This is a genomic window from Streptomyces aquilus, assembly GCF_003955715.1.
Taxonomy (GTDB): Bacteria; Actinomycetota; Actinomycetes; order Streptomycetales; family Streptomycetaceae; genus Streptomyces; species Streptomyces aquilus.
Genome location: NZ_CP034463.1, coordinates 4752013 through 4775296, shown reverse-complemented (window position 1 = coordinate 4775296; position 23284 = coordinate 4752013). Strand labels below are relative to the sequence as shown.

Here is a 23284-nt window from a genome sequence, read left to right as displayed (position 1 = left end):
GGATATGCGCTGCACAGGCGCCGGTTCGCGGTGAACGGCGGTGACACGCGCGCCGTTGTGAGGGTGTGGACGAGGGTGTGGGCACAGAAAAAGCGCGCGGGACGGCGGGACCGTGGTGTCGTCCGGACACACGGTTCCGCCGCCCCGCGCGGACCAGCGGCTCCCGATTCCGGGTATGGGGCTGCGCCGGCAGTGCGTGTGGTGCGACTCGGTTCCTGCGGTGGTGTCGTGGGAACTGCGGCTCAGTGGGCCACGACACGCGCCATGGAACCGCGGCGCGGTTGCACCGGAACACCGCGAGCGGGTTCCGCTGCGGCCCTGCCACCGGGTGCGGCCTGACGGCCGGTCGCCGGAGCGGGGCTACGGCGTGGCTGTGCCGCCACACCGTTCTGGACGTCCATCACCGCGTGCGCGACGAGACCGCCCATGGGGTCGTGCCTGATCAGATCCCGCAGCCTGGACCGCGAGGACCTGCCCTCGTTGCCTGGATACAGATGCTTGCCGAGGCCGACCGCGTGGGCCAGGGCGGCCAGCGCCGCGGTCCGCGGGTCCGGCGGAACGCCGGTGCGGATCGCCGAGTCCAACCGGGCCTTGATCTCCCGGCTGATGGCGTTGTCCGTCGCCTGATAGCGAGTCGTCGGCAACACCCCGCACATCTGACCGGCGACGGCATGCACCATGCCGCACCGCTCGAGATGCGAGAGGTAGGTCTGGCGCAGCCCCAGGCGAGGCCCGCCAATCCAGTTCACTGCCCGCACGGGAGCGCCACGCCTTCGCAGCAACTCCAACGCGCAGTCCAGCGTCGGATCTCCAGTCGGCCGTGGTACGACCACGGCGATACGATCCCCGTCTGGGGCTATCCGTCCGGCCAGCGCCAGCTCTACTAGCTGTGCTCCGGCCAGACCGAGGTCGAGCGACTGCGGCTGTGCGGTGGTACCCGTGGTCGGGTCCAACGCCAGCAGCAGAAGCTCCTCCGGAAGTGTTCTGCGGCTCCTGCCCATCCATGCCTCCCCGCGTGGATGTACGACAGGGTGACCCCTCTCACATTGGTCTGTCGAGGGTGCGTGACCTGTTTGTAGTGGAACCAGTAGGTATGTCGTTCTCGTCTACCGCAGGAGCCAAGCCCTCACACAGGACACTGGTACACGGTTCGGACAGTGCGGTGGACCGGTGACCGGGGCAGGCGATCGGATAGAAACGCACGGTCCACGGTCCACGGTTCACGGGTCCAGGTTCACGGGTTCACGGTTTAGGAGGCATCGGTGGCGGGCGAGTCCCCCGACAGGTCGAAGCAGCGCGAGTCGTCGGCAGAACCGACGTCGGGGAGCGCGGGTCCGGTTCCCGAGGCCAGGACCGAGGTCCGCGATCCGCGGCTCGCGGTGGCCCGGGAAGCCGATGGTGCGGGTGCGGACTCCGGCGGCGGCGCCGGTGGCGTGGACACGGCGACACGCGTGTTCTCGGTACGGGACGTGGCGAAGGCCAGGGAGTCCGCGGCGAGGGCGGAGGCCGCCACCGACGCAACCTCCGCGGCGGACACCCCCGAGGACGCCTCGGACGCCACGCCCAAGGACGCCGGCTCGGGCGACGGCTCGGGCGGGGGCGGCGACGCGCGGCTGCGGGCCGCGGTGGCCGCATGGGTCCGCTCGGGAGACGGAACGCCGGAGAAGGCCGGCGATGTGGGCGAGGCTGGGGCTGACGGCGGTGCCAGGGCCGAGTGCGACGGCGAGACTGGGGCTGAGGCTGACGGCGGGGCCCAGGCGGAGACCGACGCCGAGGTCGAGGCCGGGGCTGACGGCGTGGCCAAGGCCGGGACCGAAGCCGCGGGCGCGGGCGAGGCGGGGGCTGACGCCGCTGCCGGGACCAAGGCCGTCGCCGAGACGGATGCCGACAGCGCGGCGGACGCCGAGGACGTGGCCGCGGAGGCGGACGGCAGCCGCAGGGCGGCCGAGGGGCCCGAGGGTGCCTCCACGGTCGCCGAGGAGCCTGAGACGGCCCCCGAGGAGCCCGAGACGGCCGCTGGGGAGCCTGAGACGGCCGCTGAGGCGGCCGAAGCCGCGACTGGCGACGCCGAGCGGGACACCGGCGAGCCCGAGCCGACGGCGTCCAAGGACCCAGCGGTGTCCAAGGACCCAGCGGTGTCCAAGGACCCGGAGACGCCGGAGGAGCCCGAGGACGCCCCCCACCTGAGCGACGAGCCCGCAGAGCCCGAGGACACCCCGCAGCCCAGCGACGAACCCCGCGACGCGGAGCGCACCGCGGCGCCTGCCGACGAGCCCCGCGATGCCCGTGACACTGCGGAGCCTGCCGACGAGCCCCGCGACGCCCGTGGCGCCGCCGAGCCTGCTGACGCGCCGCGTGATGGGCGTGGCGCCGCCGCATCCGCCGACAGTCCCGAGGCCGCCGAGCCCGCCGACAAGCCCGCCCCCGCCGCGCCGAAGGCCGACCCGCGCGCCGCGACCGGCACGGCAGCCGCCGCCTCCACCCCGGCGACCGGCACAGCCGGAACGGCCACCGCCCCCGCGGACGACGCGCCTCGGGCTGCCCGTGGCGGGAGCGCCCCCGACGGGCCGTCCGCCTCCGGTATCGCAGGCCGCAACGCCACCCCCGCGGACGACGCACCTCAGGCTGCCCGCAGCGGGAGCGCCCCCGGCGCCGGTGGCCGCAACGCCACCCCCACCGACGCGCCTCAAGCCGCCCGCGGCCAGAAGGCCCCGCAAGGGCCACCCGCACCCGGTGACGAAAGCCGCACGGGTGGGAAGAGCGGCGGAGCCGAGGTGTCGGTTGATCAGCCCACCACCATGCTCAAGCTGCCCCGCCCCGCCGTCGACCGCGCCACCAGCAAGTTCGTCGCGCTCAAGCCCGACGTCACCACCGCCGTCCCCCAGGTCGGCCCCGAGCGCACCACCCAGCAGCCGCTTCCGCCGAAGCCGCCGCTGGACCTCCTGGCCGAGCTCACCAACACGCCCCCGCCCCCGGAGACCCCCCTCCGCACCACCGTCCGCCGCGTGAAGATCTGGACGCCCCTCGTCCTCCTCCTCGCGGTCGTCTTTGCGGTCGTACAGTCCGTACGCCCGCTGCCCACCCCCACCCTCCAGCTCACCGCCGAGGAGACGTACTCCTTCGACGGCGGCAAGGCCGACGTCCCGTGGCCGGCCCAGGGGCAGGCCGCGCTGGAGGTGCAGGGCATCGGTTCCTTCGGTTCCTCCGGGGAGCAGAAGCCCGTGCCGATCGCGAGTGTCGCCAAGGTCATGACGGCGTACCTCATCCTGCGTGACCACCCCCTGAAGGGTGACGCCAAGGGTCCGATGATCAAGGTCGACCAGGCCGCCGAGGACCAGGCGTCCGCGGAGGGCGAGTCGACCGTGAAGGTGAAGGCCGGTGACGAGATCTCCGAGCGCGAGGCGCTCCAGGGCATCCTGATCGCGTCCGCGAACAACGTCGCCCGCCTGGTCGCCCGCTGGGACGCCGGCTCCGAGAAGGCGTTCGTAGCGAAGATGAACGCCGCCGCCAAGGACCTCGGCATGACGAACACGACGTACACCGATCCCTCGGGCCTGCACGACACGACCGTCTCCACGGCCGTGGACCAGGTGAAGCTCGCCAAGACGGCGATGAAGGAACCCGCCTTCCGCGCTGTCGCGTCGATGATGGAGTACTACGACTACAAGGGCGCCCGGCAGCCCAACTGGAACCAGCTGGTCGGCAAGAACGGCGTGATCGGCATCAAGACCGGCACCACCACCTCCGCCCGCGGCAACCTGGTCTTCGCGGCGACGAAGGAGATCGGCGGCGAGACCCGCACCATCTTCGGCGCGGTCCTGCGCCAGCCCGAGGGCGGCTACGACAACACGATTCTCCAGGGCGCCCTGTCCGCGGGCGACAAGCTGATCCAGGCCGCGCAGGACAGCCTGAAGTCGGCGACGATCCTGAAGAAGGGCGACGTCGTCGGGTACGTCGACGACGGCCTCGGCGGCAAGACGCCCGTCGTCGCCACCAAGGACGTCAAGGCCGTCGGCTGGTCGGGCCTCACCGTGAAGCTGACGTTCGCCGCCGACGACGTACCGCACACCGCGAAGGCCGGCACCAAGGTCGGCTCGCTCACGGTGGGTGACGCCTCGACGGGTGCCGTCTCGGTGCCGGTCGCCCTCCAGAAGGACCTGGTCGAACCGGGCTTCACGGACAAGCTGACCCGCCTCGGCTGATCGAAGGCCGATCGAAGGCCGAGCGAGGGCCGAGCGAGGGCCGAGGAACCGCCCCGCGTCCCGCCGCCGACGCCCCCGCCCGGGGGCCCGGCGGCGGGCTGCGTGCTAGCGTCACGAATCGGGGCAGGTCGCCGGTCGCGCACAACGCGACCGTGAACGAGGCCGGAACATCACACGGCCGGGAAAAGAAGACGGGACACGGGGAGTTGCCTTCAGGTGGCCACTGCGGAGCCGACACGCGCAGACGACGCCGATCCGGGCTCGGACATGAGCCCGCGAATACGCGTGCCCGCACCGCGCACAGAGAGCGCCAAGAGCAGAGACAGCGCCAAGAGCACCGAGGGCGCCAAGAACACCGAGAGTACCGAGAGTGCCGTGAGCAGCACCGACACCCCGGTCGCCGCCACCCCTGAGGCGTCCCCGGTGCCCTCCCGCTTCCTCACCGCCTTCCTCGCTCTGCGTGAGCGGATCCTGCGGCACCCCGTGCTCTCCTTCACCGCCCTGTCCGGCGGGCTCCACATCATGTGGTTCTTCGTGTTCGCCAACAGCGGCGGCGACCTCGCCGCCCAGGACGCCTGGGCGGAGTTCGTCGGCCGGCACCCGGACTCGGCGTACAACCTCGCCTGGTACGGCGGCATGCACCCGGTGTCGTACAGCGTCGTCTCGCCGTATCTGATGTCCGTCCTCGGTGTCCGTACGACGATGATGATTGCCGGCACCGTCTCGGCCGGGCTGCTCACGCTGATCCTGCTGCGCAGCCGGTCCGTGAAGAACCCGCTGTGGGCCTCGCTCGCCGGTGTCGTCGCCTTCTTCTGCAACGCCGTCTCCGGGCGCGTGACCTTCGGTCTCGGCACGATGTTCGCGCTCGGCGCGGTCGCGGTCGTGTTCTGCTGGCCGTACCGCTGGCGCTTCAAGCGGTGGGCGAAGGCGCTGTGCGCCGCCCCGCTGGCCGCGCTCGCCACGATGGCCTCGCCGGTCGCGGGTCTGTTCGTGGGGCTGGTCGCGGTCGCGCTGTTCCTCCAGAAGCGGCGGCCCGGCGCCTGGGCGCTGGGCATCGCGCCGACCGTGGTGGTCGCGGTGTCGGCGTGGCTGTTCCCGTTCTCCGGCACCCAGCCGATGATCTTCGGTTCGGTGATCCTGCCGTTCCTGTACGGCGCCATCGTCTACTTCGTGGTCCCCAAGGGGTGGAAGACGGTCCGGCTGACGGCCGCGGTGTACGCGCTCGCCGTCGTCCTGGTCTGGCTGATCAGCTCGCAGATCGGGTCGAACATCTCCCGGCTGCCGATGCTGTTCGCCGGGACGGTGCTGGTGGCGGCGCTGCCGTTCACGGTGCCGCGCAGCCGCAAGTGGTACGCGATCGTGGTGGCCATCGCCGGATTCGGCGGCTGGGTCGGCTTCAAGTCCGTCGACGACGTCCTCAACACCACCCCGGCCGCCTCCTGGGCCCGCGAGCTGGCCCCGCTCGTCAACGAGCTCCAGGAGGTCGGCGCGGAGAAGGGCCGCGTCGAGGTCGTGCCGGCCCGCTCCCACCGGGAGGCGTCCGCGCTCGCCCCGTACGTCAACCTCGCCCGCGGCTGGAACCGCCAGGCCGACATGGAGCGCAACCCGCTCTTCTACGACGACACCCTGAACTCCGCGAACTACCACGAGTGGGTCAAGCGCTGGGCCGTGCACTTCGTGGTCGTCTCCAAGGACGAGCCGGACGGGGACGGGGCGAAGCGGGAGCGGGACCTCGTCCAGCGGGGGATGCCGTATCTGAAGCAGGTCTGGGGCGACGCCAACTGGCAGCTGTTCCAGGTGACCGACCCGACGCCGCTCGCCGAGCCCGACGCGGTCGTGGACCGCGCCGAGCAGGGCGAGATGACCCTCCAGGTGAAGAAGGCCGGCCGGATCCTCATCCGCATCCCGTACTCGCCGTGGCTGAGCATCGTCGACGCCGACGGCAAGAGCCTCAAGCCGCCGCAGGAGACGGAGGCGTCCAAGGACCGGGCCGACGGGGAGCCGAAGACGTACGACAACGTCAACGGCTGCCTGCTGGAGACCGAGGAGGACGCCCAGGGCGACAAGTGGACGGAGCTGATCGCGCCGAGGGCGGGGACGTACCGGCTGGCGGCGCCCTATCAGCTGCCGCGCGGGACGCCCTGCCCCGACGAGCTGAAGTAGGGCTGCCTGCCCGTCTTCCCACCTGCCTACTTGACCGGGAACGCGACGTCGCAGACGGGGTCCTCGGGCCCCGCCGCGTCCCAGTCCGCGAAGTAGATCTCCCGGCAGGGCCCCGCCTGTTCCAGGCCCTGCCCGGCGATCCACTCCTCCACGGCCTCGAAGGCCGCCATCAGCTGGGGATGGGCCACCTGCGCCTTGGTGACCCGGGTGTACGCGAACCGCTGCGCCGGCTCGACCCGGACCTCCGTCCCCCGCACCCGGCCCTGTGCCACCGCCCACGCCCGCGCGGCGGCCTCGTCGGCGACCGGCACGCAGGACTCGGCGGGCCCGTCGCTCTCCATGGACACCTCGGAGTGGTAGCGGACGAACGGGGCCGCGGTCACGCCCCCGCACTCCCGCGCGCCCTCCTCCAGCCGGCCCAGTGAGGCGCCGATCCAGGCCGGCAGCTCGTCGGCCAGCACATGCCGTGTCTCGGTGATCACCACCTGCTCCGGCAGCTCCACCGTCTCCACCACGAACTTCCCGTACATCTCGGAGTTCCTCCCCGACAGTCGTCCACGGAGGTACTCGGCGAGCGTCCGCTGCCCGGCGAGCCGGGTCTCGACCTCGGCCCAGTAGGCGGCCAGCACGTCCGCGCCCGCGACCCCGCCCGCCTCGACCACCTCGGCGATCCGCGCGAGCGGCATGTCGAGCTGCCGCAGCAGCGCCACCAGCCGGGCGCGTTCCACCTGGCCGGCCCGGTAGTAGCGGTAGCCGCTCACCTCGTCGACATGCGCCGGGGTCAGCAGTCCGAGCCGGTCGTAGAGCCGCAGGGCCTTGGCCGACAGGCGGGCCCGCGCGGCGAACGCGCCGATGGTGAGCAGGGTGTCGTCAGTCACCGGACCATCCTCGTCCTCCGTCACCGGACGGGTCTTTCCGCCCGGTGACGGGAGGCTCTTCCCTGCCCCAGGGGCAAGGTCAACGGGCCAGCTGGGCCTCCACGGCGGCCACGAGCTCCGCCGACTCCGGCTCGGTCTGCGGGGAGAAGCGGGCGACGACCGTGCCGTCGCGGCCGATGAGGAACTTCTCGAAGTTCCAGCGGATGTCGCCGGTGTGCCCGTCGGCGTCGGCGAAGTCGACCAGCCGCTCGTAGAGCGCGTGCCGGCCCTCGCCGTTCACCTCGACCTTCTCGGTCAGCGGGAAGGTCACGCCGTACGTCGCCGAGCAGAACTCCGCGATCTCCTCGGCGCTGCCGGGCTCCTGGCCCATGAACTGGTTGCAGGGCACGCCGAGGACGGTGAAGCCCTGGTCGGCGTAGCTCTTCTGGAGGTTCTCCAGGCCCGTGTACTGCGGGGTCAGCCCGCACTTGGAGGCCACGTTCACGATCAGCACGGCCTGGCCGGCGTACTGGGAGAGGTCGGCGGCGCCGCCCTGGAGGGTGCCGATCTCGACGGAGAGGGGGGAGTTGCTGTCAGCAGTCGTCATAAGCGGATGCTAACTCCGGTAAGTGTCGGGCCGACGTGAGCCCCCGGTGCGGGAGGCCTCCGTCCGGGACGCCTCGCTCCGGGACGCCTCGCTCCGGGACGCCTCGCTCCGAGACGCCTCCACGAGCACGGTCCCGGCCGCCGTCCGCTCGTACAGCACCGACCGTCCCGCCCGCCGCCGCTCCACCAGCCCGGCGTCCAGCAGCACCCGCAGATGGCGGCCGACGGAGCCGAGGGCGCGGCCGGTCACCGCGACCAGCTGGGTCGTGCTCATCGGCGTTTCGAGCAGCACCAGCAGCCCGGCCCGCGCGGCCCCGACGAGCGCCCCGAGCCCGCCCGGGACGGGCCGGTGCCGGTGGTCCTCGGCGAGCACCCCGAGACACGGGTAGACGACGGCGTACCGCTCCCGCCCCTCCCACGACACCCAGCCGTTGCCCGTCGTCACCGGGATGAAGGACAGCTCGGCGCCGGACGCGATCTCCCGCGGCGGATACTCGTGCAGGTTGACCTGGAACCGGCTCTCCCCGAGCCAGCGCGTCCACGGTTTCAGCGAGTCCAGCACGGCCGCCCAGCCGCCCTGGCTCACCTGCGCGGTCCGCGCGACCACGTCGGCCTCCAGGACACGCCGCCGACGGTCCCAGTACGGCCGTACGGTCTCCTCCCAGACGTGGGTGAGGAGCGCGGTCGCCCGCTCGGGCAGGTCGTCCCGCTCCAGCAGCTCGGGGAGGGGGCCGGCGAGGGAGACGCGCAGGTTGGCGCGGGCGGAGTCGGGGGCGGCCTCACGGACCCGTTCCACCGTCTCCTCGAAGGTCTCCCCGCTGATCGGGGTCGGGCAGATGAAGTCGGCGATCCAGGACCGCAGCGCGGCGTCCACGAGGGCGTCGGCCACCGGGTCGGCGGCGAGGAACGCGCGATAGCCCGGCAGATGCGCCCGCAGCCAGGCCTCCTCACCGGGATGGGCGGCGGTCCCGCGGCGCAGCAGCCACAGACTCGCGAAGGTCTCGGCGAACGGCGAGACCACGAACCGGCTGCGGGCGAGGGTGTCCGTGTCGATCTGCCATAAGCCCATGCCCACGACCTTTCGTGTGTCGGCGAAACAATAAACACGACGCCGACCGGTCCGCAGACTCCGATCATGCGCAGCTACCGAACCCTGTTCCGCACCCCGGAGTTCACCCCCTTCTTCCTCTCCTACCTCGCCTTCAACGCGGCCCTGACGATCGGCGGACTGTCGCTCGCCACGCTGGTCTACCGGGCCACCGCGTCGCCGCTGCTGTCGGCGCTGAGCATGTTCGGGCCGCAGCTCGCGCAGGTGCTGGGCGCGACCTTTCTGCTCTCGGGTGCCGACCGACTGCGCCCCCGGTCGACGCTGGCCGCGATGGGCCTCGTCTTCGCGGCCCTCACGGCGGTGCTGGCGCTGCCCGGGCTGCCGGTCTGGGCGGTCTTCCCGGTGGTCCTCGCGCAGGGGCTGACCGCCTCGCTGGGCGGCGGGGTGACCGGGGGCCTGCTGAACGAGATCCTCCCCAAGGACGGCTTCGTGCTGGGCCGTTCGGTGTTCAACATGGCCTCCGGGCTGATGCAGGTCCTCGGCTTCGCGGCGGGCGGCGCGCTTCTGACGCTCCTGTCGCCGCGCACCTGCCTGCTCCTCGCGGCGGCGCTGTACGCCGTCGAGGCCATGGGCTACCGCCTGGGCCTGACCGACCGCCCGGCCCGCGCCAAGGGCCGTCTCTCGGTCCGGGCGACCTGGCGCACCAACGCCCTTCTGTGGTCCTCGCGCCCCCGCCGCCTCACCTACCTGGGCCTGTGGATCCCCAACGGCCTGGTCGTCGGCTGCGACTCCCTCTACGTCTCCTACGCCCCCGACGCGGCCGGCGTGCTGTTCGCGTCCGGAGCGCTGGGCATGTTCGCCGGTGACGTCGTCGTCGGCCGTTTCGTCCGTCCCGCCCTGCGCCCCCGGCTGGCCACCCCGCTGCTCCTGCTGCTGGCGACGCCGTACCTGGTCTTCGCGCTGCGGCCGGAGGTGCCCGTGGCCGCGCTGGCCGTCTGCCTCTCCAACGTCGGGTTCGCCGCGAGCCTGGTCCAGCAGGAGCGGCTGATGTCCCTCACCCCCGACGACATGGCGGGCCACGCCCTCGGACTGCGCTCCGCCGGGATGCTCACCATGCAGGGCGTGGCCGCGGCGCTGGCCGGTTCGCTGGCCCAGGTGACGTCTCCGGCGGCGGCGATGTCGATGACGGCGGGGGCGTCGGTGCTGGTGACGTTGGCGCTGGCGGTGGCGGGTCTTCGCACGCCGGCCACCGAGGCGGCTACGGCGCCGGGGCTGGCTCGCTGAACACTTCCGGCACCTTGTTGTTGTCGAGGACGACGCGGGAGAGGAGCGCGACGAGGCGGTCGCGCTCGGCGGGGGTGAGGCCGACGGGCAGCGCGTCGATACGCCGGCAGGTCTCCTCGTAGAACTCCGCGGCGAGTTCGGCGCCTTGCTCGGTGAGTTCGGTCATGCCCTGAGGGTGGGGCATGAGGCCGCAGAGGAGCTGGCCCTGTTGGGGGGTGATGTGGAAGGCGCGGCTGGAGTCGGCGTAGACGGCGTCGATGAGGAACGCGGAGCGGACTAGGGCGGGGATTATGCCCAGGGGGGTGGTGGGGGGATGGGCATTTGGTCAGCCTAGCTGGGCGGCTTGGCGGACCCAGACGAGGTTGCTGCGCGCGGCTTGGGTTTTGGGGTGCGTGTCTCCCAAGGACTGTTCGCATTGCGTCAGGACGGCTTCCAGGAGGGGGACGGCCCGTTCCAGATCTCCGACTTCGACGTAGGCGAGGGCGAGGTCGTTGCGGCTGACGATGGTGGAGAAGTGGGCGCTGCCGAGGGTCTGCTCACATTGGGCGAGGGTGGTTTCCAGGAGGGGCATGGCCCGCTCCAGGTCACCGGTTTTGACATATCCCTCGGCGAGGCTCTGGCGGCAGACAAGCGTGCCGAGGTGAGTGTCTCCGAAGGTCTGCACATATTGGGCGAGGGTGGCTTCCAGGACGGAGACAGCCTGTTCCAGGTTCCCGACATCGAGGTAGGTGGCCGCGAGGTTGTAGCGGACAGTGAGGGTGTTGGGGTGGCTGTCGCCGAGTTCCTCCTCCATCTGGGCGAGGGTGACTTCCAGGAGGCGGACGGCCTGTTCCGTGTCGCCGCTGTCGGCGCAAGCGTTGGCGAGGTTGTTGCGGTTGACCCGTGTGATGAGGTCGGCGTCGCCGTAGTCCCGTTCATTCTGGGCGAGTACCAGCCGACGGAGGGTGACGGTCTGGGCGTCCCGTTGGTGGCGGAACAGATACTGGGCGGCAGCGTAGTAGGCGTTGGCCATCTGCTCACTCGGGGCGCCATGGGCCTGGGCGTTCTCGGCGAGCGCCTCGATGTGGGGGAGGATCAACCCCCACTGGTCGGCGTACACGTCGTCCTCCTCGACGGGCGGCACGCCCTGCTGCAGGACGAGTTCGGCATCCAGCCGCCCCACCGACCGCCCCCGCAACACCGCCTGCACCAGCCGATGCACGCCAACGAACGCGCGCCCGCTGAACCCCACCATGTTGTACGAGTGCAACACCCCCAACGCCCGGTTCAACGCCACCACGTCCGGCGCCAGCGGCTCCAACAACCCCCGCGGAATGTCATCCGGCGCCATCCACGCCATCGCCTCCAACAACCGCACCGCCAACGGATCGCGCGCCGAGATCGCCCCCAGCGTCTGGTCCCAGATCCGCGCGATCGTCCGCTCCGGGTCGATCCCCTCGCTCACCTCGTCCAGCACGAGCCCCAGCGACCGCCGGTAGTCGTCCAACCCGGTCCCGGTCTCGTAGACGTACGCCCCCGCCTGTTCCAGAGCCAGCGGCAGACACCCCAGCACCCGCGCCAGCTCCGTCGCCGCAGCCCACTCCTCCCGCGTCGGCGCCCGCCCGGGGAACGCCAGCCGGGTCAGCAGGTCGACGGCCTCGTCCAACGGCAGCAGTCCCAGGGCCATCGACGGCGCCACCGCGTGCCAGCCCGTGGCCTTGCGGCTGGTCGCCAGGTGGTGGCCCCGGTGCAGGGTCCCCAAGTACGGCCGCAACACCCCCGGATCCTCGACGTTGTCGAAGACCAGCAGCCACCCCGCATGCTCCTGGAGCCACAGCAACGCCCACGCGGCCCGTTCGTCCGGCCCCGCCGCCCCCGCCCACTGCGGACACAACGCCATGGCCAGCCCGCCCAGCCCCGTGACGATCGACTCGGCCGTCTCCGCGGTGATCCACCACACCAGCGTGTACGCGTCCCGGTACCGCGCCGCGTACTGCAAGGCCAGCGTGGACTTGCCCACCCCGCCCAGCCCGTGGATCGCTCGCACCGCGCTCTGTTGCGTCACCGCAGCGGTGCCACCGCCGGTCAACAACGCCCGCAGCTCCGCGAGTTCGTCCTCCCGGCCCACGAACACCCCGGACGCCGACCCCGGCAGGAACCCCGCCCCCGTCGGCGCCTCGACCGTCCGCGCCCAGTGCACTGCGGCCGCCGGCAGCACGACGACCCGCGCGTTGTCCCCGCTGACCGCCACGCCGATCGACTCACCGGCCGCGATGGCCCGTTCCCCGGAGGCTCCCGGGACGTGCTCCGCGCTCATGGCCGTACGGGACCGTGCCCGTCACCGGTGATCGCGACACCGATGTTGCCCCCGGCGGCGATCGACCGCTCGCCGGACGCGACGACCACCGAAGCCGTGCGGTGAGGCAGCAGCGCCGCCAACTCCGATTCCAACCCCGGATCTTTGCTCAACGCCCGGCGGATCAACTGTCGCAGCGCCCCCAGCGCGTCCTCGTTCCCGGGCTCGGCGACCGCGTCCGCCACGGCCTCCGCCAGCGCTTCACGCCCCCGCTCGTCGCCCCGCCGGTGCGTGGCCCGCAGCATCCGCCGCCCCACCTCCGCCGGGCCGCTCACGACCGGCACGCCCTCGCTGTCCAGCACCCGCTCCCCGTGCGCCCCGAGAGACGCCCGCAGATAGGGCGTCATGCCGTCCACGAACCCGGTGTCCACCATCCCCGGCCCCCTCTTCCCTCCGTACGTGACCTATCTCGCCAGTAATACAGGCGGGGGCGCACCGCCGTACGGGAAGAGCCCAATCCGCACGGTTCCGTTACGACAGGCACCCTTGACAGCGTGCGTACTGTTTCGCGACGTTTGAGCCCCACCGCACAATGGGCACGGGAGCCGACGGGCACATGGCGGAGGAAGTGGCGGGACGCGGCCGGCGCGTCATGGGGGGAACTGGGGGGAGCGATCGCCCATGCGATCCACGAGCAACTCCATGAGGAACCAGATCACGATCCACAGACCGGAGGAGCTCAGCGGCACGCTCCGCGCTGCCTGGCACCGGGTGATGGACGAGTCACCCGACTTCGGGAACCCCTTCCTGGCCCCGGAGTTCGCGGTCGGGGTGGGCCGGTACCGGGGCGGGGCCCGGGTCGCGGTGCTGCACGACGGTGCGGAGGCGGTCGGCTTCTTCCCTTACGAGCGGGGGGCGTTCGGGGTCGGGCGGGCCATCGGCCTCGGGCTTTCGGACTGCCAGGCCCTCGTCCACCGCTCCGGAGTCACCTGGGACACCGGCGAGTTGCTGAAGGCCTGCGGGCTGTCCGTGTTCGAGTTCGATCACCTCGTCGACGAGCAGAAGCCTTTCGGCCGTTATGTCACGGGGACGTTCGCCTCGCCGGTCGTCGATCTGAAGGCCGCCGAGGGCAGTTACCCGGAGTGGCTGCGTGCCACCTACCCGGGCCTGGCCAAGACGGTCCTGAAGAAGGAGCGCCGGCTCGCCCGCGACCACGGCGAGCTGCGGTTCGTCTTCGACGAGCGGGACCCGGAGGTGCTGCGGCAGCTGATGCGCTGGAAGTCCGCCCAGTACCGGCGCACGGGCCGCATGGACCGGTTCGCCCGCCCCTGGATCGTCGACCTCACCGAGCACCTCTTCCGCGTCCGCGAGGACCACTTCACCGGTGTGCTGTCCGTCGTCTACGCCGGTGACCGCCCGGTCGCCGCCCACTTCGGCCCGACCTCGCGCACCGTCTTCGCCGCCTGGTTCACGGCGTACGACCCCGAACTGCGCTACTACTCCCCGGGCCTGCTCATGCATCTGCGGATGGCCGAGGCCGCCGGGCGCGAAGGGGTGCGGGTGCTGGATCTGGGGCGCGGCGACAAGGAGTACAAGGACTGGCTCAAGACCCGTGAACTGCGGGTCGGCGAGGGCTTCGCGGTCCGCCCGCACCCGGTGGCAGCCGCCCACCGCATGTGGCGCCGACCGGTCCGCGGCCTGCGCAACACGGTCAACGCCCACCCCTGGCTCCGCGATCCGGCCGACCGCCTGCTGAAGACGATCGGCGGCCTGCGCACCTCCGCACCGGCGAAGTAGCCCACGAAGCCCCCTGCGCGGATCTGAAGTCCCCTTCACGGATCTACAGACGAGGTGACGATGCCGTACGGATCGCGGCTCGCCGCGACGATGACGCGGCGGCTCGGCCGGGAGTGCGTCTACACGCCCTCGGCCCGGCTGGCCCTGTACCTGGCCCTGCGGCGCTGGTGCCGCCCCGGCGGCCGGGTCCTGATGTCCCCGGTGAACGACGACGTGATCCTGTTCGTCGTCCTCGCCGCCGGCCTGCGCCCCGTGACCGCCCCGGTCTCCCCCTGGGACGGCAACATCGACCCGGCGGCCGTACCGGAGTCCACCTGGCGCTCCCTGGACGCCGTCCTGACCACGAACCTCTACGGCATCCCCGACCGGCTCGCGGAACTCCGCGGCCGCTGCGACCAGTTGGGCATCCCGCTGATCGAGGACGCGGCCCACGCCATCGGCACGCACGTCGCCGGGCAGCCCGTCGGCACCTTCGGCGAGGCCGCCGCCTTCAGCCTCTCGAAGCACGTGGCGGCGATGGCGGGCGGCTTCCTGGCGGTCAAGGACGCCCGTACCAGGCGGGAGTTGGAGACCCTGCGCGACGACCTCCTCACCCCGGCCCGGCTCCGCGCCGACCTGGCGGTCACCCTGCGCCCCCTGGCCCGTTCGACGGTCAAGGCCCTGCATCTCGTCCGCCCCACCTGGCGGGCCATGCAACGCCTCGGCCTGCTCGAACGCGACGCCGGCTCCTACCGGATGCCCCTGCACGCGCCCCGGCTGTCCCTGGCCGCGCACGAGGCGCCGAGCCTGCCGCCGTACGACCCCTGGATACGTGTCGACCTGAACGACTACCGCGTCCGCCACGGGGCCTTCGTACGGGCCCAGTTGAATCTCCGCCTCAACCGTCTGGACACCGACCTCGCCCACCGCAGGGCGGGCGTCACGCTGCTCGCGGGCACCCCCTGGGCCTCCCCGGCGGTGCGCGACCGTGCCGGGGGCGAGGGGCCGCTGCCGCTCTTCCGGGTGCCGCTGCTGGTGGACGACCGGGACGCCCTCGTGGAGCGGCTGGTCGGACACGGCGTGGTCTGCGGCTATCTCTACGACCCGCCGCTCGACGACTACGCGGGCGCCGAGTTCGTGGACCCGGCCCCGGACCCGGAGCCCGCCCGCTGGTTCGCCTCCCATGTGCTGCCGGTGGACCCGCTGCTGGCCCGCCGGGTCACCAAAGCGCTGACGAAGGAGCGGACCCGGACGGCCGAACCGGGGGCGGCGCTGAGGGCACGGTCGACGGCGCGCGACCGTCGTATCCGACCTGTATGACTACTCACCGTCATGGGTGACGTCGGCAGGCTGCGCGCTTGTCCAGGTCAGCACGGGGAAGGCAGCGTGAGCATCCTCCAGCCGCCGTCCCCAGAGGTCCCCCTTGCGACGCTCCGTCACCCTTGCCCTCGCCCTGTCCGCCGCGCTCACGGCGCTCGTCCCCACTCCGTCCGCCTCCGCCGCCGTCCTGCCGGGCCATGTGTGCTTCTGGCCGCAGCCGGGGGAGATGGGCGGCGGCTGGTGCTACGACGCGGGCCGCGGCGGATACGCCGAACTCGACGCCACCGTCCGCAGAAACGCGAAGTCCTTCAGCTCCCAGGTCGACCGGACCACGTACGTCCTGCACTTCCCCCGCTCGGGCGGCTGTCTGCAACGCACGGTCTACGGCGGTGACTACTCGGAGAACTGGGAGTGGGCCGACAAGGCCGACGCGATCGACGCCGTCCCGCACTCCGACTGCCAGCCGGGGTGAGCCGCCGTACCCGGCGCGCACTCGCCGCGCTGTGTCTGGCCGCGTGGGTGACCGGTTGCGGCGGGCCGCGTGAACCGGCGGTGTCGCTCAGCCCCGACGACACCCTCAAGGCGGCCCAGGTCCTGCTCACCGACCGCTGCCTGACCCGGCAGGGCCTCACCCCGCCCCGTCCCGGCGGACCGCCCGCCTCCACCGCCGTGGACCACGCCCTGTTCGGCACCGGCCGCGCCGAGCTCACGCTCGAACTGCCCAGCGGCCATGTCGTCGGCCAGCACACCGACGGCTGTCTCGCCGCCGCCGAGCGCCGCCTCTACGGCGACCAGCGGCGCTGGTTCCGCGCCGTCACGCTCGTGAACAACCTCAAGTCCCGGGCGCCGCGCGAGGAGCGCGCCGCCTACCGGGAGCTGCGCGCCCACGGCCTCACCGAGGCACGGGCGTTGCTCAGCGCGTCGTACAACCACCACTAGAAAGGCACTACTTGTGAAGCAGTACGTCTCCCTGCTCGTCGCCGCCCTGCTCGCCACCGGCACCGGGCTGGCGACCGCCTCGCCCGCGGCGGCGGCCGAGTGTCCGAGCGGCAACTTCTGCGCCTGGACGGACGCGAACTTCGGCGGCCAGCGGATGAACGCGTCGGGTGACGACGAGTGGTGGGAGAGCTGGATCGCCGACAGCGACTCGTCGTGGGCCAACCACGGCATCACCGGCCCCGGTATCAAGGACCACGTCAAGGTCTACGAGTCCGCCATCCAGTTCCCGTCCACGGGCGGGGACGTGACCATCTGCCTGTCGCCGGGCCAGGAGGTCGGCTACAACGGCGTCGCCAACGACCGCGGCGACGCCCATGTGTGGGCGATGGGCTGCTAGCCGATCGCTGTCGGGAAGGCGCGGCGACCGTCGGCGGGGGCGCCGCGCCTTCGTGCGTCAGGCCGTACAGGTGACCGTCGGCCAGGTGGTGTTGCCGTTGTGCTGGATGGTGACGCCCCAGTTGTTGCCGCTGCCGTTCGGTTTCGCCGTCAGCACCTGGGGGCTGGGGTAACTGGCGGCGATGTTCCAGGTGGAGAGGATCTTCGCGGGCGAGGGCACGGTCATCGTCACGGTCCAGTTGCTCGACCCGGACACCGCGACGTTGAGGTTGTACCGGTCGCTCCACGAGGACCCGGCGGACAGGGTGGCGGTGCACGAGGTGCTGCCGCCGCCGCCCGGGGCCACGGCCCGGCCCGTGGTCGGCGAGATCATCCCGGCGCACAGTCCGCGCGCCGCCAGCCCCTGCGCTATCCGCGGGATCGCGGCGAGCGTGTTGGCGGGCCAGTCGTGCAGGAGGATGACCTGGCCGTCGGTGAGCCGTCCGGCGGCCGCGACGATGGCGTCCGTACTGGCGCCGTTCCAGTCCTGCGAGTCCACGTTCCACAGGATCTCGGTCAGCCCGTACTTGGCCTCGACCGCCTTCACGGTCGCGTTGGTCTCGCCGTACGGCGGCCGGAACAGCTTCGGTGTGCCACCGCCGGCCGCGGCGATCGCCGACTGCGTGCGGGAGATCTCCGAGTCGATCTGGGCCTGGGACAGCGAGGTCAGATGGGGGTGGGTGTAGCTGTGGTTGGCGACCCACATGCCGGCGCTGACCTGGGCCTTCACGAGCGACGGGTTGGCGGCGGCGTTCTGGCCCACGTTGAACATGGTGGCCCGCAGCCCGTTCTGGGTGAGGGCGTTCAGCAGGGCCGAGGTGTTGCCGGACGGCCCGTCGTCGAAGGTGAGGCCGACGTATCCGGTGCAGGCGGCGGCGTGCGCCGGGGCGGCGGCCTGGACGGTGAGGGTGCTCGCTGCTGCCATGGCGAGGACGGCCAATCTGCTGAACAGGGAACGGACGGAACGGGAAGCCCTGCGGCCCATCCCGTCACCCGCTCACGGTGATGTTGGAGCTGCCGCTGCTCTGATAGCCCTCCGTCGCCATGATCATGTAGTACTTGAAGCTGCCGAGCGGCATCCCGACGCGCGACCAGGCGTCGAAGTGGTTGCCGGTGGTGATGGTGCCGCCGGTCCGCCGCGACTGGCGCACGCTCCAGTACTGGTTGAAGGTCTTGTTGCCTTCGACGGACGGGGCGTTGTAGCGGGTGGTCTGGTAGATGTCGTACGTGTCGCCGTCGCTGGTGACCGTGCCCTTGTACGCGCCGGTGGGCCGGTAGGTGCCCCAGTTGTCGACGATGTAGTACTCGACGAGCGGGTTCGAGGTCCAGCCGTAGAGCGCGAGGTAGGCGTTGCCGGACGGGTTGAAGCTGCCCGAGTACGTCACGTTCCGGCGGGAGCCGTTGCCCCAGCCCTTGCCGGCGACGAAGTTGCCGGTGTTGCGCCATGAAGTGCTGTAGTTCCCGCCGGAGTTCAGGGTCATCGAGACGGTGCCCTGGGCGTCGGTCCAGAAGGAGTAGTAGAAGCCGTTGTCGTACCCGGTCTGGTTCGTGGTGACGACGGTGGCGGCGTGCGCGGTGCCGACGGCGCCGGGCAGCGCGAGCGCGGCGCCGGTGCCGAGCAGCAGCGCGCAGACGTTGCGGCGGGTGGGGGCGGAGTTGTCGCTGGGTGCGGGTGCGTCGTTCATGGACGTGTTCCTCCTCGTCCTCACAGAGGGCGGTGGGGGGGCCGGAGGGGGGGAGCCCCGTCAACGCATGCAGTGTTGGTCTGTCCCCGACAAGTGTCAACGGTTTCGGCAGGGTTGGCGAAACAATCGCAGGTGGCTGAAGTGCGACGGGGTGAAACAAACGGCTGCTACGCGTGATCATCTTTCGATCGAAGGCGTCGAATGTTTCGAGGAATTACCGGACGGGGGCGCGCCACGCGGCCCCCTCTTGGGTGTCGCTTCAGCACAGGGGGCCGCGCGGTTCTCCCTCACGGGGAGGTGCGGCGTCGCATGGCGCCTCGGGCTCCCATCATGGGCGGGCGCGCGCGGGGCGTCGTACGGATGCGGTGTTCGTCCCTCATGGGGCTGAATCTGCCCCGTACCGGCTGCGGTTGAGGGTGGCGGAGGGTAGCGCGGCCCGGCGGGGGCTCCGGCATTGTTCCGTAATCCCATGATCACGTGGCGCGACGACCGGCCGGGGCGCCATGCTGGCGCTCCCTCCTGACAGCGCTTCAGCACCGTTGTGAGGAAGGGCTGTTGACCTGCGGGCGCACGCTCCCGTGCACGCGCTCCCTCACGGAAACCTGATGCGATGTCGAGCAAGAAGGTGGTGACCGTCGCCGTGCTCGTGACGGTCCTCACGTGGAGCACGGTGATGACCGTGCTGGGACAGGTCGCGGCCGTGGCCGCCCTGCTCCCGTCTCTGGGCCTGCTCGTGCAGCAGATCGTCCAGGCCCTGACGGCCCCCGACGGGCCGCGTACGTCCGACGGACCGCGCCCCACGGGCGCGGAGGGGGAGGACGTACGCCGATGATCTGGACCCCGGATGCCGAACACCCCCCTCCGGACGCCCCGGACGGCGCTACCCGGCGGGGCCGCAGGCCCGCACCGATAGCGGAGACCGCGAGCCCCTCCCACCGGGCCTGGCTGGAGCCGGTCCGCAACGTCCTGTTCGCCAGCGGTCTGACCCTCAGCGACCTCGTCGAGCGCTCCGGCTACTCCAAGACCCGCATCAGCGAACTGCTGCGCGGCAACGGCTACTACCCCGCCTGGGAGATCACCTTCAGCGTCATCCGCGCCCTCGGCCTGCCCGCGCAGCCCATGCGGCGGCTGTGGACCGCGGCCGCGCGGGAGGCCCGCAAGGAACAGGGCTGGATAGAGCACTGCATCGAGCAGGTCGCCGTCGGTGAGCCCGAACGGCCGCCCCTCGCCCACCAGGCCTTCGTCGAGGACGTCTGCGGCCCCTACACGGACTACGCGCGCGCCTTCCTGCTCACCGACCGCCGTGCCCGCTGGGTCGTTGCAGAAACGTTCGACGTGCTCTGGCTGTGCTGGTCCGAGGCCGGCGTCAGCGAGGACCTGCGCCGGTACGCGTGGCGGCTGCTGCGCTCCCGGGTCATGGCCCGCGTCGACCGGCACCGCGACGGGCACCCCGACCTGCGCGCGGCCGTCTTCTCCACCCTGGAGGTCCAGGCCGGCGCGCCCGGCCACCTCGTCGTCCTCACCGAACTGGTGGACCTGTTCGACGCCATCGCCGCCCTGCCGTACGACCAGCGGGACGTCGCCGTCCTGCGCCACCTGTGCGGCATGCCCCTCGACGCCATCGCCCCGGTCGTCGGGCTGACCCCGGCCATGACCCACGCCATCGACCACCACGCCCGCGCGGCGCTCGAAGGGGAGGTGGGGCGGGGGGAGCAGGGGCACGTACCGGCGCCTCTCGGCACGCATGCTCGCCGGATCGGTCATGGGTCGGCGTAGGTGTGCTGCGGGGGCCTTCGGCGGGGAGGTTGGTTGGTTGTGGGTGGCGGGCGATGTTGGTTGCACGCAGCGGGCGTGGCCGGTCGCGGGTGGCGGACGTGCCGGTCGTGGGTGGGGGGCGATGCCGGTCGTGGGTGGGGGGCGATGCCGGTCGCACGCGGCGGGCGTGGCCGGTCGCATGCGCCGGACGATGCCGATCGGCGCGTGGCCACCGAAGGACGCCGGAACGCACCCCTGCTCCCCCCTGCTCCCCCCGGCCCCTACGGACTCGACCCGCCCCAACCGGACCCAACCCAAACCGCCCCAACCCGGCCTGCCCCAAGACGATCCGCACCAACCCAAACCGCCCTACTCCTCCGCTCGCACCCCGGGAGTGAAACCGCCAGCCATGACCTCCGTCGACCAGCTCCTCGCCCGAGCCCGCCTGTGCCGCGACCCCGCCGTGCCCGACGACACCGTCGCCCACGAGGACTACGCGGACCGCGCCTACGCCGACCTCGCCGCCGACCCCACCGCCCGGCTCGCCGACGAGCCGACGGCCGACGAGGGCGCCGCCCGCCATCTGCGCACCCTGTGCGAGGCGGTCGTGACCCTCGTCGACGTCACCACGCTGGAGTTCCTCACCGACCAGCTGCCTGAGCCCTCCGGGGCCTGGCTGCTGGGCTGCGTGCTGAACCTCGCCGGCGTCGAGGAGTCGCGCTTCTGGTGGCAGTACGCGGGGGGCGCCGGCCACACCGCCGCCTCCTACTGCCTGTCCCTGCACCACCTGGCCCGCGGCGAGTCCCACGCCGCCGCCTTCTGGTACGACCAGACAGGCCTCGACGACACGGCCGACTCCGAGTCGTTCACGGTCACCGGAGTCGGCCCGGCCCTGAACACCTTCCGCTTCGACGCCAGCGTCCCCACGGTCCTGCGCGTCCTCAGCCGCCTCCTCCCGGAGGGCCGGCGCCGCCGCACCCCCCGGGCGGCCACCATCACCGACTACGTCGCCCGGGCCGTCACCCACGGCTACGCCAGGCACCCCACGGTCGAGATCCCGGTCCCGGAGCCGTACTTCGCCGACCGGGTGACCCTCATCCTGGCCACCACCGGAGCCCCGCCGGGGGCGCCGGGCCCCACGGACATGACGGCCACGGCCGCGGGGACGTCGAGGTCGAAGGCGAGGGACCGAGGGACATTGCACCCGCCCCTCCCGACCGCCCCGCCCCTCCCGACCGCCCCGCCCCTCCCGACCACCTCGCCCCTCCCAACCACCTCGCCCCTCCCAACCCTCCCGGCCCTCCCCACCCGCCTCCCTCACCAGCTCCCCGCTTTCGCACCTTTCTGTAACCGTTCCAGTTCGCACCGTTGACACCATGCACACCTCCCCTTACCGTCACGCCAACATTCCGCACATCTGTCGAGATTTCGAACGCTCGAAAGGCGCGTGCCCTGTGCATTGCCGGGATCAGCCCGTAGGTGACCTGAACGCCGTGGCACCGCCAGACGTACGGGTGGGTGCACACCCGCCGGCGCCGGGAGCACGGGAGCTGACGAGCCCCGCACGCCCCGCCGCGGCGCGGAACTGATCGGCGGCCCGCGGAGCGCCGAGGCACCAGAGCACCGACCCGGACGACGTCCCGGCGGACCGGCCTGCCCGAACCTCCGGGCGTGCCCGGCCAGTTGTGCACCACCGTGGAATCCGCGCACCAGAACCCCGACGACCTCGGCGGCGGTGCGCGGCTCGGCGAGGGCTCGGCCCAGGCGCCCGCACCACACCCCCCTCGACACCTGATACGCCGTCATCCCCTCAACGACGAGAAGGACAAGGACCCATCACCGTGTTGGATCGAAGAGCCCTGCTGGCCGGAGTAGCCTCCCTGGCCCTCACCTTGTCCGCCTGCGGCCTCGAGAGCGACGCCTCCGAGGCCGGCTCAGGAAGCGATGCCGAGGGCGCCACCGTCGGCGTCGCGATGCCGACCCGGGCCTCCGACCGCTGGCTCACCGACGGCAAGAGCGTCGTCAGCAACCTGAAGACCAAGGGGTACAAGGCCAAGCTGGTCTACGGCGACGACGACCCGAAGGCCCAGGTCGCCCAGATCGAGAAGCTGATCGAGCAGGGTGTCTCCGCGCTGATCATCGCGGCCATCGACAACAGGTCCCTGAACGGCGTGCTGAAGAAGGCCGCCGACGCGAAGATCCCGGTGATCGCCTACGACCGCCTGATCCTCGGCACCAAGAACGTCGACTACTACGTCTCGTTCGACAACGAGATGGTCGGCCGGATGCAGGCCCACTACATCATCGAGAAGCTCGGTCTGGAGGACGGCAAGAAGGGCCCCTTCACCATCGAGCTGTTCGCCGGGTCTCCCGACGACAACAACACCAAGTACTTCTTCGCCGGTTCGATGGCGCTCCTGCAGCCGTTCCTGGACGACAAGCAGCTGGTGGTCCCCTCCGGCCAGACCGAGCTGGACAAGATAACCACCCTGCGCTGGGACGGCCCCACCGCTGAGAAGCGTATGAGCGGGATCCTCGCCAAGTACGGCACCCAGCAGCTCGACGCGGTCCTCTCCCCGTACGACGGCATCTCGCGCGGCGTCCTGGCCGCGCTGCACTCGAACGGCTACGGCACCGCCGCGAGGCCCCTCCCGATCGTCACCGGGCAGGACGCCGAACTGGAGTCCGTGAAGTCGATCATCGCGGGCCAGCAGGCGCAGACCGTCTACAAGGACGTCCGCCGGCTCGCCGACGCCGCCGTGACCGTGGTCGACGACATCCTCAACGACCGGATCCCGTGGGTGGACAACTCCGTCGGCTACAAGAACGGCGTCAAGGCCGTCCCCGCCGTCCTCCTCCAGCCGACGAGCGTCGACAAGACCAACTACGACGTCCTCATCAAGGACGACTACTTCACCGAGGACGAGCTGAAGTAACGC

General features: G+C 71.7%; 21 protein-coding genes. 12 read left to right on the top strand and 9 right to left on the bottom strand.

Annotated features, from left to right (window positions below):
- Positions 1 to 242 precede the first annotated feature (242 nt).
- Positions 243 to 1001, bottom strand: coding sequence for a GOLPH3/VPS74 family protein (locus tag EJC51_RS21910; protein WP_059196005.1), 759 nt, complete (start codon positions 999 to 1001; stop codon positions 243 to 245).
- A 261-nt stretch (positions 1002 to 1262) separates the two neighbouring features.
- Between EJC51_RS21910 and EJC51_RS21905 the strand changes: the two genes are divergently transcribed.
- On the top strand, positions 1263 to 4202 hold the full coding sequence (locus tag EJC51_RS21905; RefSeq protein ID WP_126272653.1) for a D-alanyl-D-alanine carboxypeptidase: 2940 nt from the start codon (positions 1263 to 1265) through the stop codon (positions 4200 to 4202).
- A gap of 216 nt (positions 4203 to 4418) precedes the next feature.
- Entirely contained in the window at positions 4419 to 6365 is a 1947-nt protein-coding gene (locus EJC51_RS21900; protein WP_126272652.1) for a DMT family transporter, read from the top strand.
- 26 nt (positions 6366 to 6391) lie between these two features.
- Here EJC51_RS21900 and EJC51_RS21895 read toward each other — a convergent pair whose 3' ends face one another.
- The 3 genes from EJC51_RS21895 to EJC51_RS21885 form a co-directional block, all read right to left on the bottom strand.
- Positions 6392 to 7243 carry a MerR family transcriptional regulator gene (locus tag EJC51_RS21895; protein ID WP_244362779.1) on the bottom strand — a complete coding sequence of 284 codons (852 nt, stop codon included), beginning with the start codon at positions 7241 to 7243 and terminating at the stop codon, positions 6392 to 6394.
- Between the two features lie 79 nt (positions 7244 to 7322).
- The gene (locus EJC51_RS21890; RefSeq protein ID WP_126272650.1) at positions 7323 to 7829 is read right to left on the bottom strand and encodes a glutathione peroxidase; all 507 of its coding nucleotides are present in this window, start codon (positions 7827 to 7829) and stop codon (positions 7323 to 7325) included.
- A 9-nt stretch (positions 7830 to 7838) separates the two neighbouring features.
- On the bottom strand, positions 7839 to 8897 hold the full coding sequence (locus EJC51_RS21885; RefSeq protein ID WP_126272649.1) for an ArsR/SmtB family transcription factor: 1059 nt from the start codon (positions 8895 to 8897) through the stop codon (positions 7839 to 7841).
- A gap of 66 nt (positions 8898 to 8963) precedes the next feature.
- Here EJC51_RS21885 and EJC51_RS21880 point away from each other — a divergent pair, with 66 nt between their 5' ends.
- Positions 8964 to 10160 (top strand): MFS transporter, encoded by a 1197-nt coding sequence (locus tag EJC51_RS21880; RefSeq protein ID WP_126272648.1) that lies wholly within the window; start codon positions 8964 to 8966, stop codon positions 10158 to 10160.
- Here EJC51_RS21880 and EJC51_RS49395 read toward each other — a convergent pair.
- The 3 genes from EJC51_RS49395 to EJC51_RS21865 all read right to left on the bottom strand — a co-directional run bounded on the left by EJC51_RS49395 (position 10135) and on the right by EJC51_RS21865 (position 12869).
- A complete protein-coding gene (locus EJC51_RS49395; RefSeq protein WP_341870653.1) occupies positions 10135 to 10326 on the bottom strand; it encodes a hypothetical protein in 192 nt (63 codons plus the stop codon). The two genes, EJC51_RS21880 and EJC51_RS49395, sit on opposite strands and share 26 nt — an antisense overlap.
- Before the next feature lie 159 nt (positions 10327 to 10485).
- Positions 10486 to 12456, bottom strand: coding sequence for an FxSxx-COOH system tetratricopeptide repeat protein (gene fxsT, locus EJC51_RS21870; RefSeq protein WP_126272646.1), 1971 nt, complete (start codon positions 12454 to 12456; stop codon positions 10486 to 10488).
- On the bottom strand, positions 12453 to 12869 hold the full coding sequence (locus EJC51_RS21865; protein WP_126272645.1) for a hypothetical protein: 417 nt from the start codon (positions 12867 to 12869) through the stop codon (positions 12453 to 12455). Before EJC51_RS21865 ends, fxsT begins: the two co-directional genes overlap by 4 nt.
- Positions 12870 to 13116: 247 nt before the next feature.
- On the opposite strand from EJC51_RS21865, the gene EJC51_RS21860 reads away from it, so the two are divergent.
- The 5 genes from EJC51_RS21860 to EJC51_RS21840 all read left to right on the top strand — a co-directional run bounded on the left by EJC51_RS21860 (position 13117) and on the right by EJC51_RS21840 (position 16867).
- Positions 13117 to 14232, top strand: coding sequence for a GNAT family N-acetyltransferase (locus EJC51_RS21860; protein ID WP_126272644.1), 1116 nt, complete (start codon positions 13117 to 13119; stop codon positions 14230 to 14232).
- A 60-nt stretch (positions 14233 to 14292) separates the two neighbouring features.
- Positions 14293 to 15531, top strand: a complete 1239-nt coding sequence (locus tag EJC51_RS21855; protein WP_126272643.1) for a DegT/DnrJ/EryC1/StrS family aminotransferase — start codon at positions 14293 to 14295, stop codon at positions 15529 to 15531.
- A gap of 103 nt (positions 15532 to 15634) precedes the next feature.
- Positions 15635 to 16003: a hypothetical protein gene (locus EJC51_RS21850; RefSeq protein ID WP_126272642.1), complete on the top strand. Its 369-nt coding sequence runs from the start codon at positions 15635 to 15637 to the stop codon at positions 16001 to 16003.
- Complete coding sequence (locus EJC51_RS21845; RefSeq protein WP_126272641.1) at positions 16000 to 16470, top strand: hypothetical protein; 471 nt, start codon at positions 16000 to 16002, stop codon at positions 16468 to 16470. The genes EJC51_RS21850 and EJC51_RS21845 overlap by 4 nt, the downstream gene beginning before the upstream one ends.
- A gap of 13 nt (positions 16471 to 16483) precedes the next feature.
- Positions 16484 to 16867, top strand: a complete 384-nt coding sequence (locus tag EJC51_RS21840) for a peptidase inhibitor family I36 protein (RefSeq protein WP_126272640.1) — start codon at positions 16484 to 16486, stop codon at positions 16865 to 16867.
- Positions 16868 to 16924: 57 nt separating this feature from the next.
- On the opposite strand, the gene EJC51_RS21835 is transcribed toward EJC51_RS21840, so the two are convergent.
- Both EJC51_RS21835 and EJC51_RS21830 read right to left on the bottom strand, forming a co-directional pair.
- Positions 16925 to 17830 carry a polysaccharide deacetylase family protein gene (locus EJC51_RS21835; RefSeq protein WP_244362777.1) on the bottom strand — a complete coding sequence of 302 codons (906 nt, stop codon included), beginning with the start codon at positions 17828 to 17830 and terminating at the stop codon, positions 16925 to 16927.
- 64 nt (positions 17831 to 17894) lie between these two features.
- A complete protein-coding gene (locus tag EJC51_RS21830; protein ID WP_126272638.1) occupies positions 17895 to 18590 on the bottom strand; it encodes a glycoside hydrolase family 11 protein in 696 nt (231 codons plus the stop codon).
- Positions 18591 to 19200: 610 nt separating this feature from the next.
- On the opposite strand from EJC51_RS21830, the gene EJC51_RS21825 reads away from it, so the two are divergent.
- The 4 genes from EJC51_RS21825 (at position 19201) to EJC51_RS21810 (ending at position 23281) form a co-directional block, all read left to right on the top strand.
- Positions 19201 to 19422, top strand: a complete 222-nt coding sequence (locus EJC51_RS21825) for a hypothetical protein (RefSeq protein ID WP_126272637.1) — start codon at positions 19201 to 19203, stop codon at positions 19420 to 19422.
- Entirely contained in the window at positions 19419 to 20366 is a 948-nt protein-coding gene (locus EJC51_RS21820; protein ID WP_208870730.1) for a sigma-70 family RNA polymerase sigma factor, read from the top strand. Before EJC51_RS21825 ends, EJC51_RS21820 begins: the two co-directional genes overlap by 4 nt.
- Positions 20367 to 20754: 388 nt before the next feature.
- A complete protein-coding gene (locus tag EJC51_RS21815; protein ID WP_126272636.1) occupies positions 20755 to 21717 on the top strand; it encodes a hypothetical protein in 963 nt (320 codons plus the stop codon).
- A gap of 469 nt (positions 21718 to 22186) precedes the next feature.
- Complete coding sequence (locus tag EJC51_RS21810; RefSeq protein WP_126272635.1) at positions 22187 to 23281, top strand: substrate-binding domain-containing protein; 1095 nt, start codon at positions 22187 to 22189, stop codon at positions 23279 to 23281.
- The last annotated feature ends 3 nt before the right edge of the window (positions 23282 to 23284 follow it).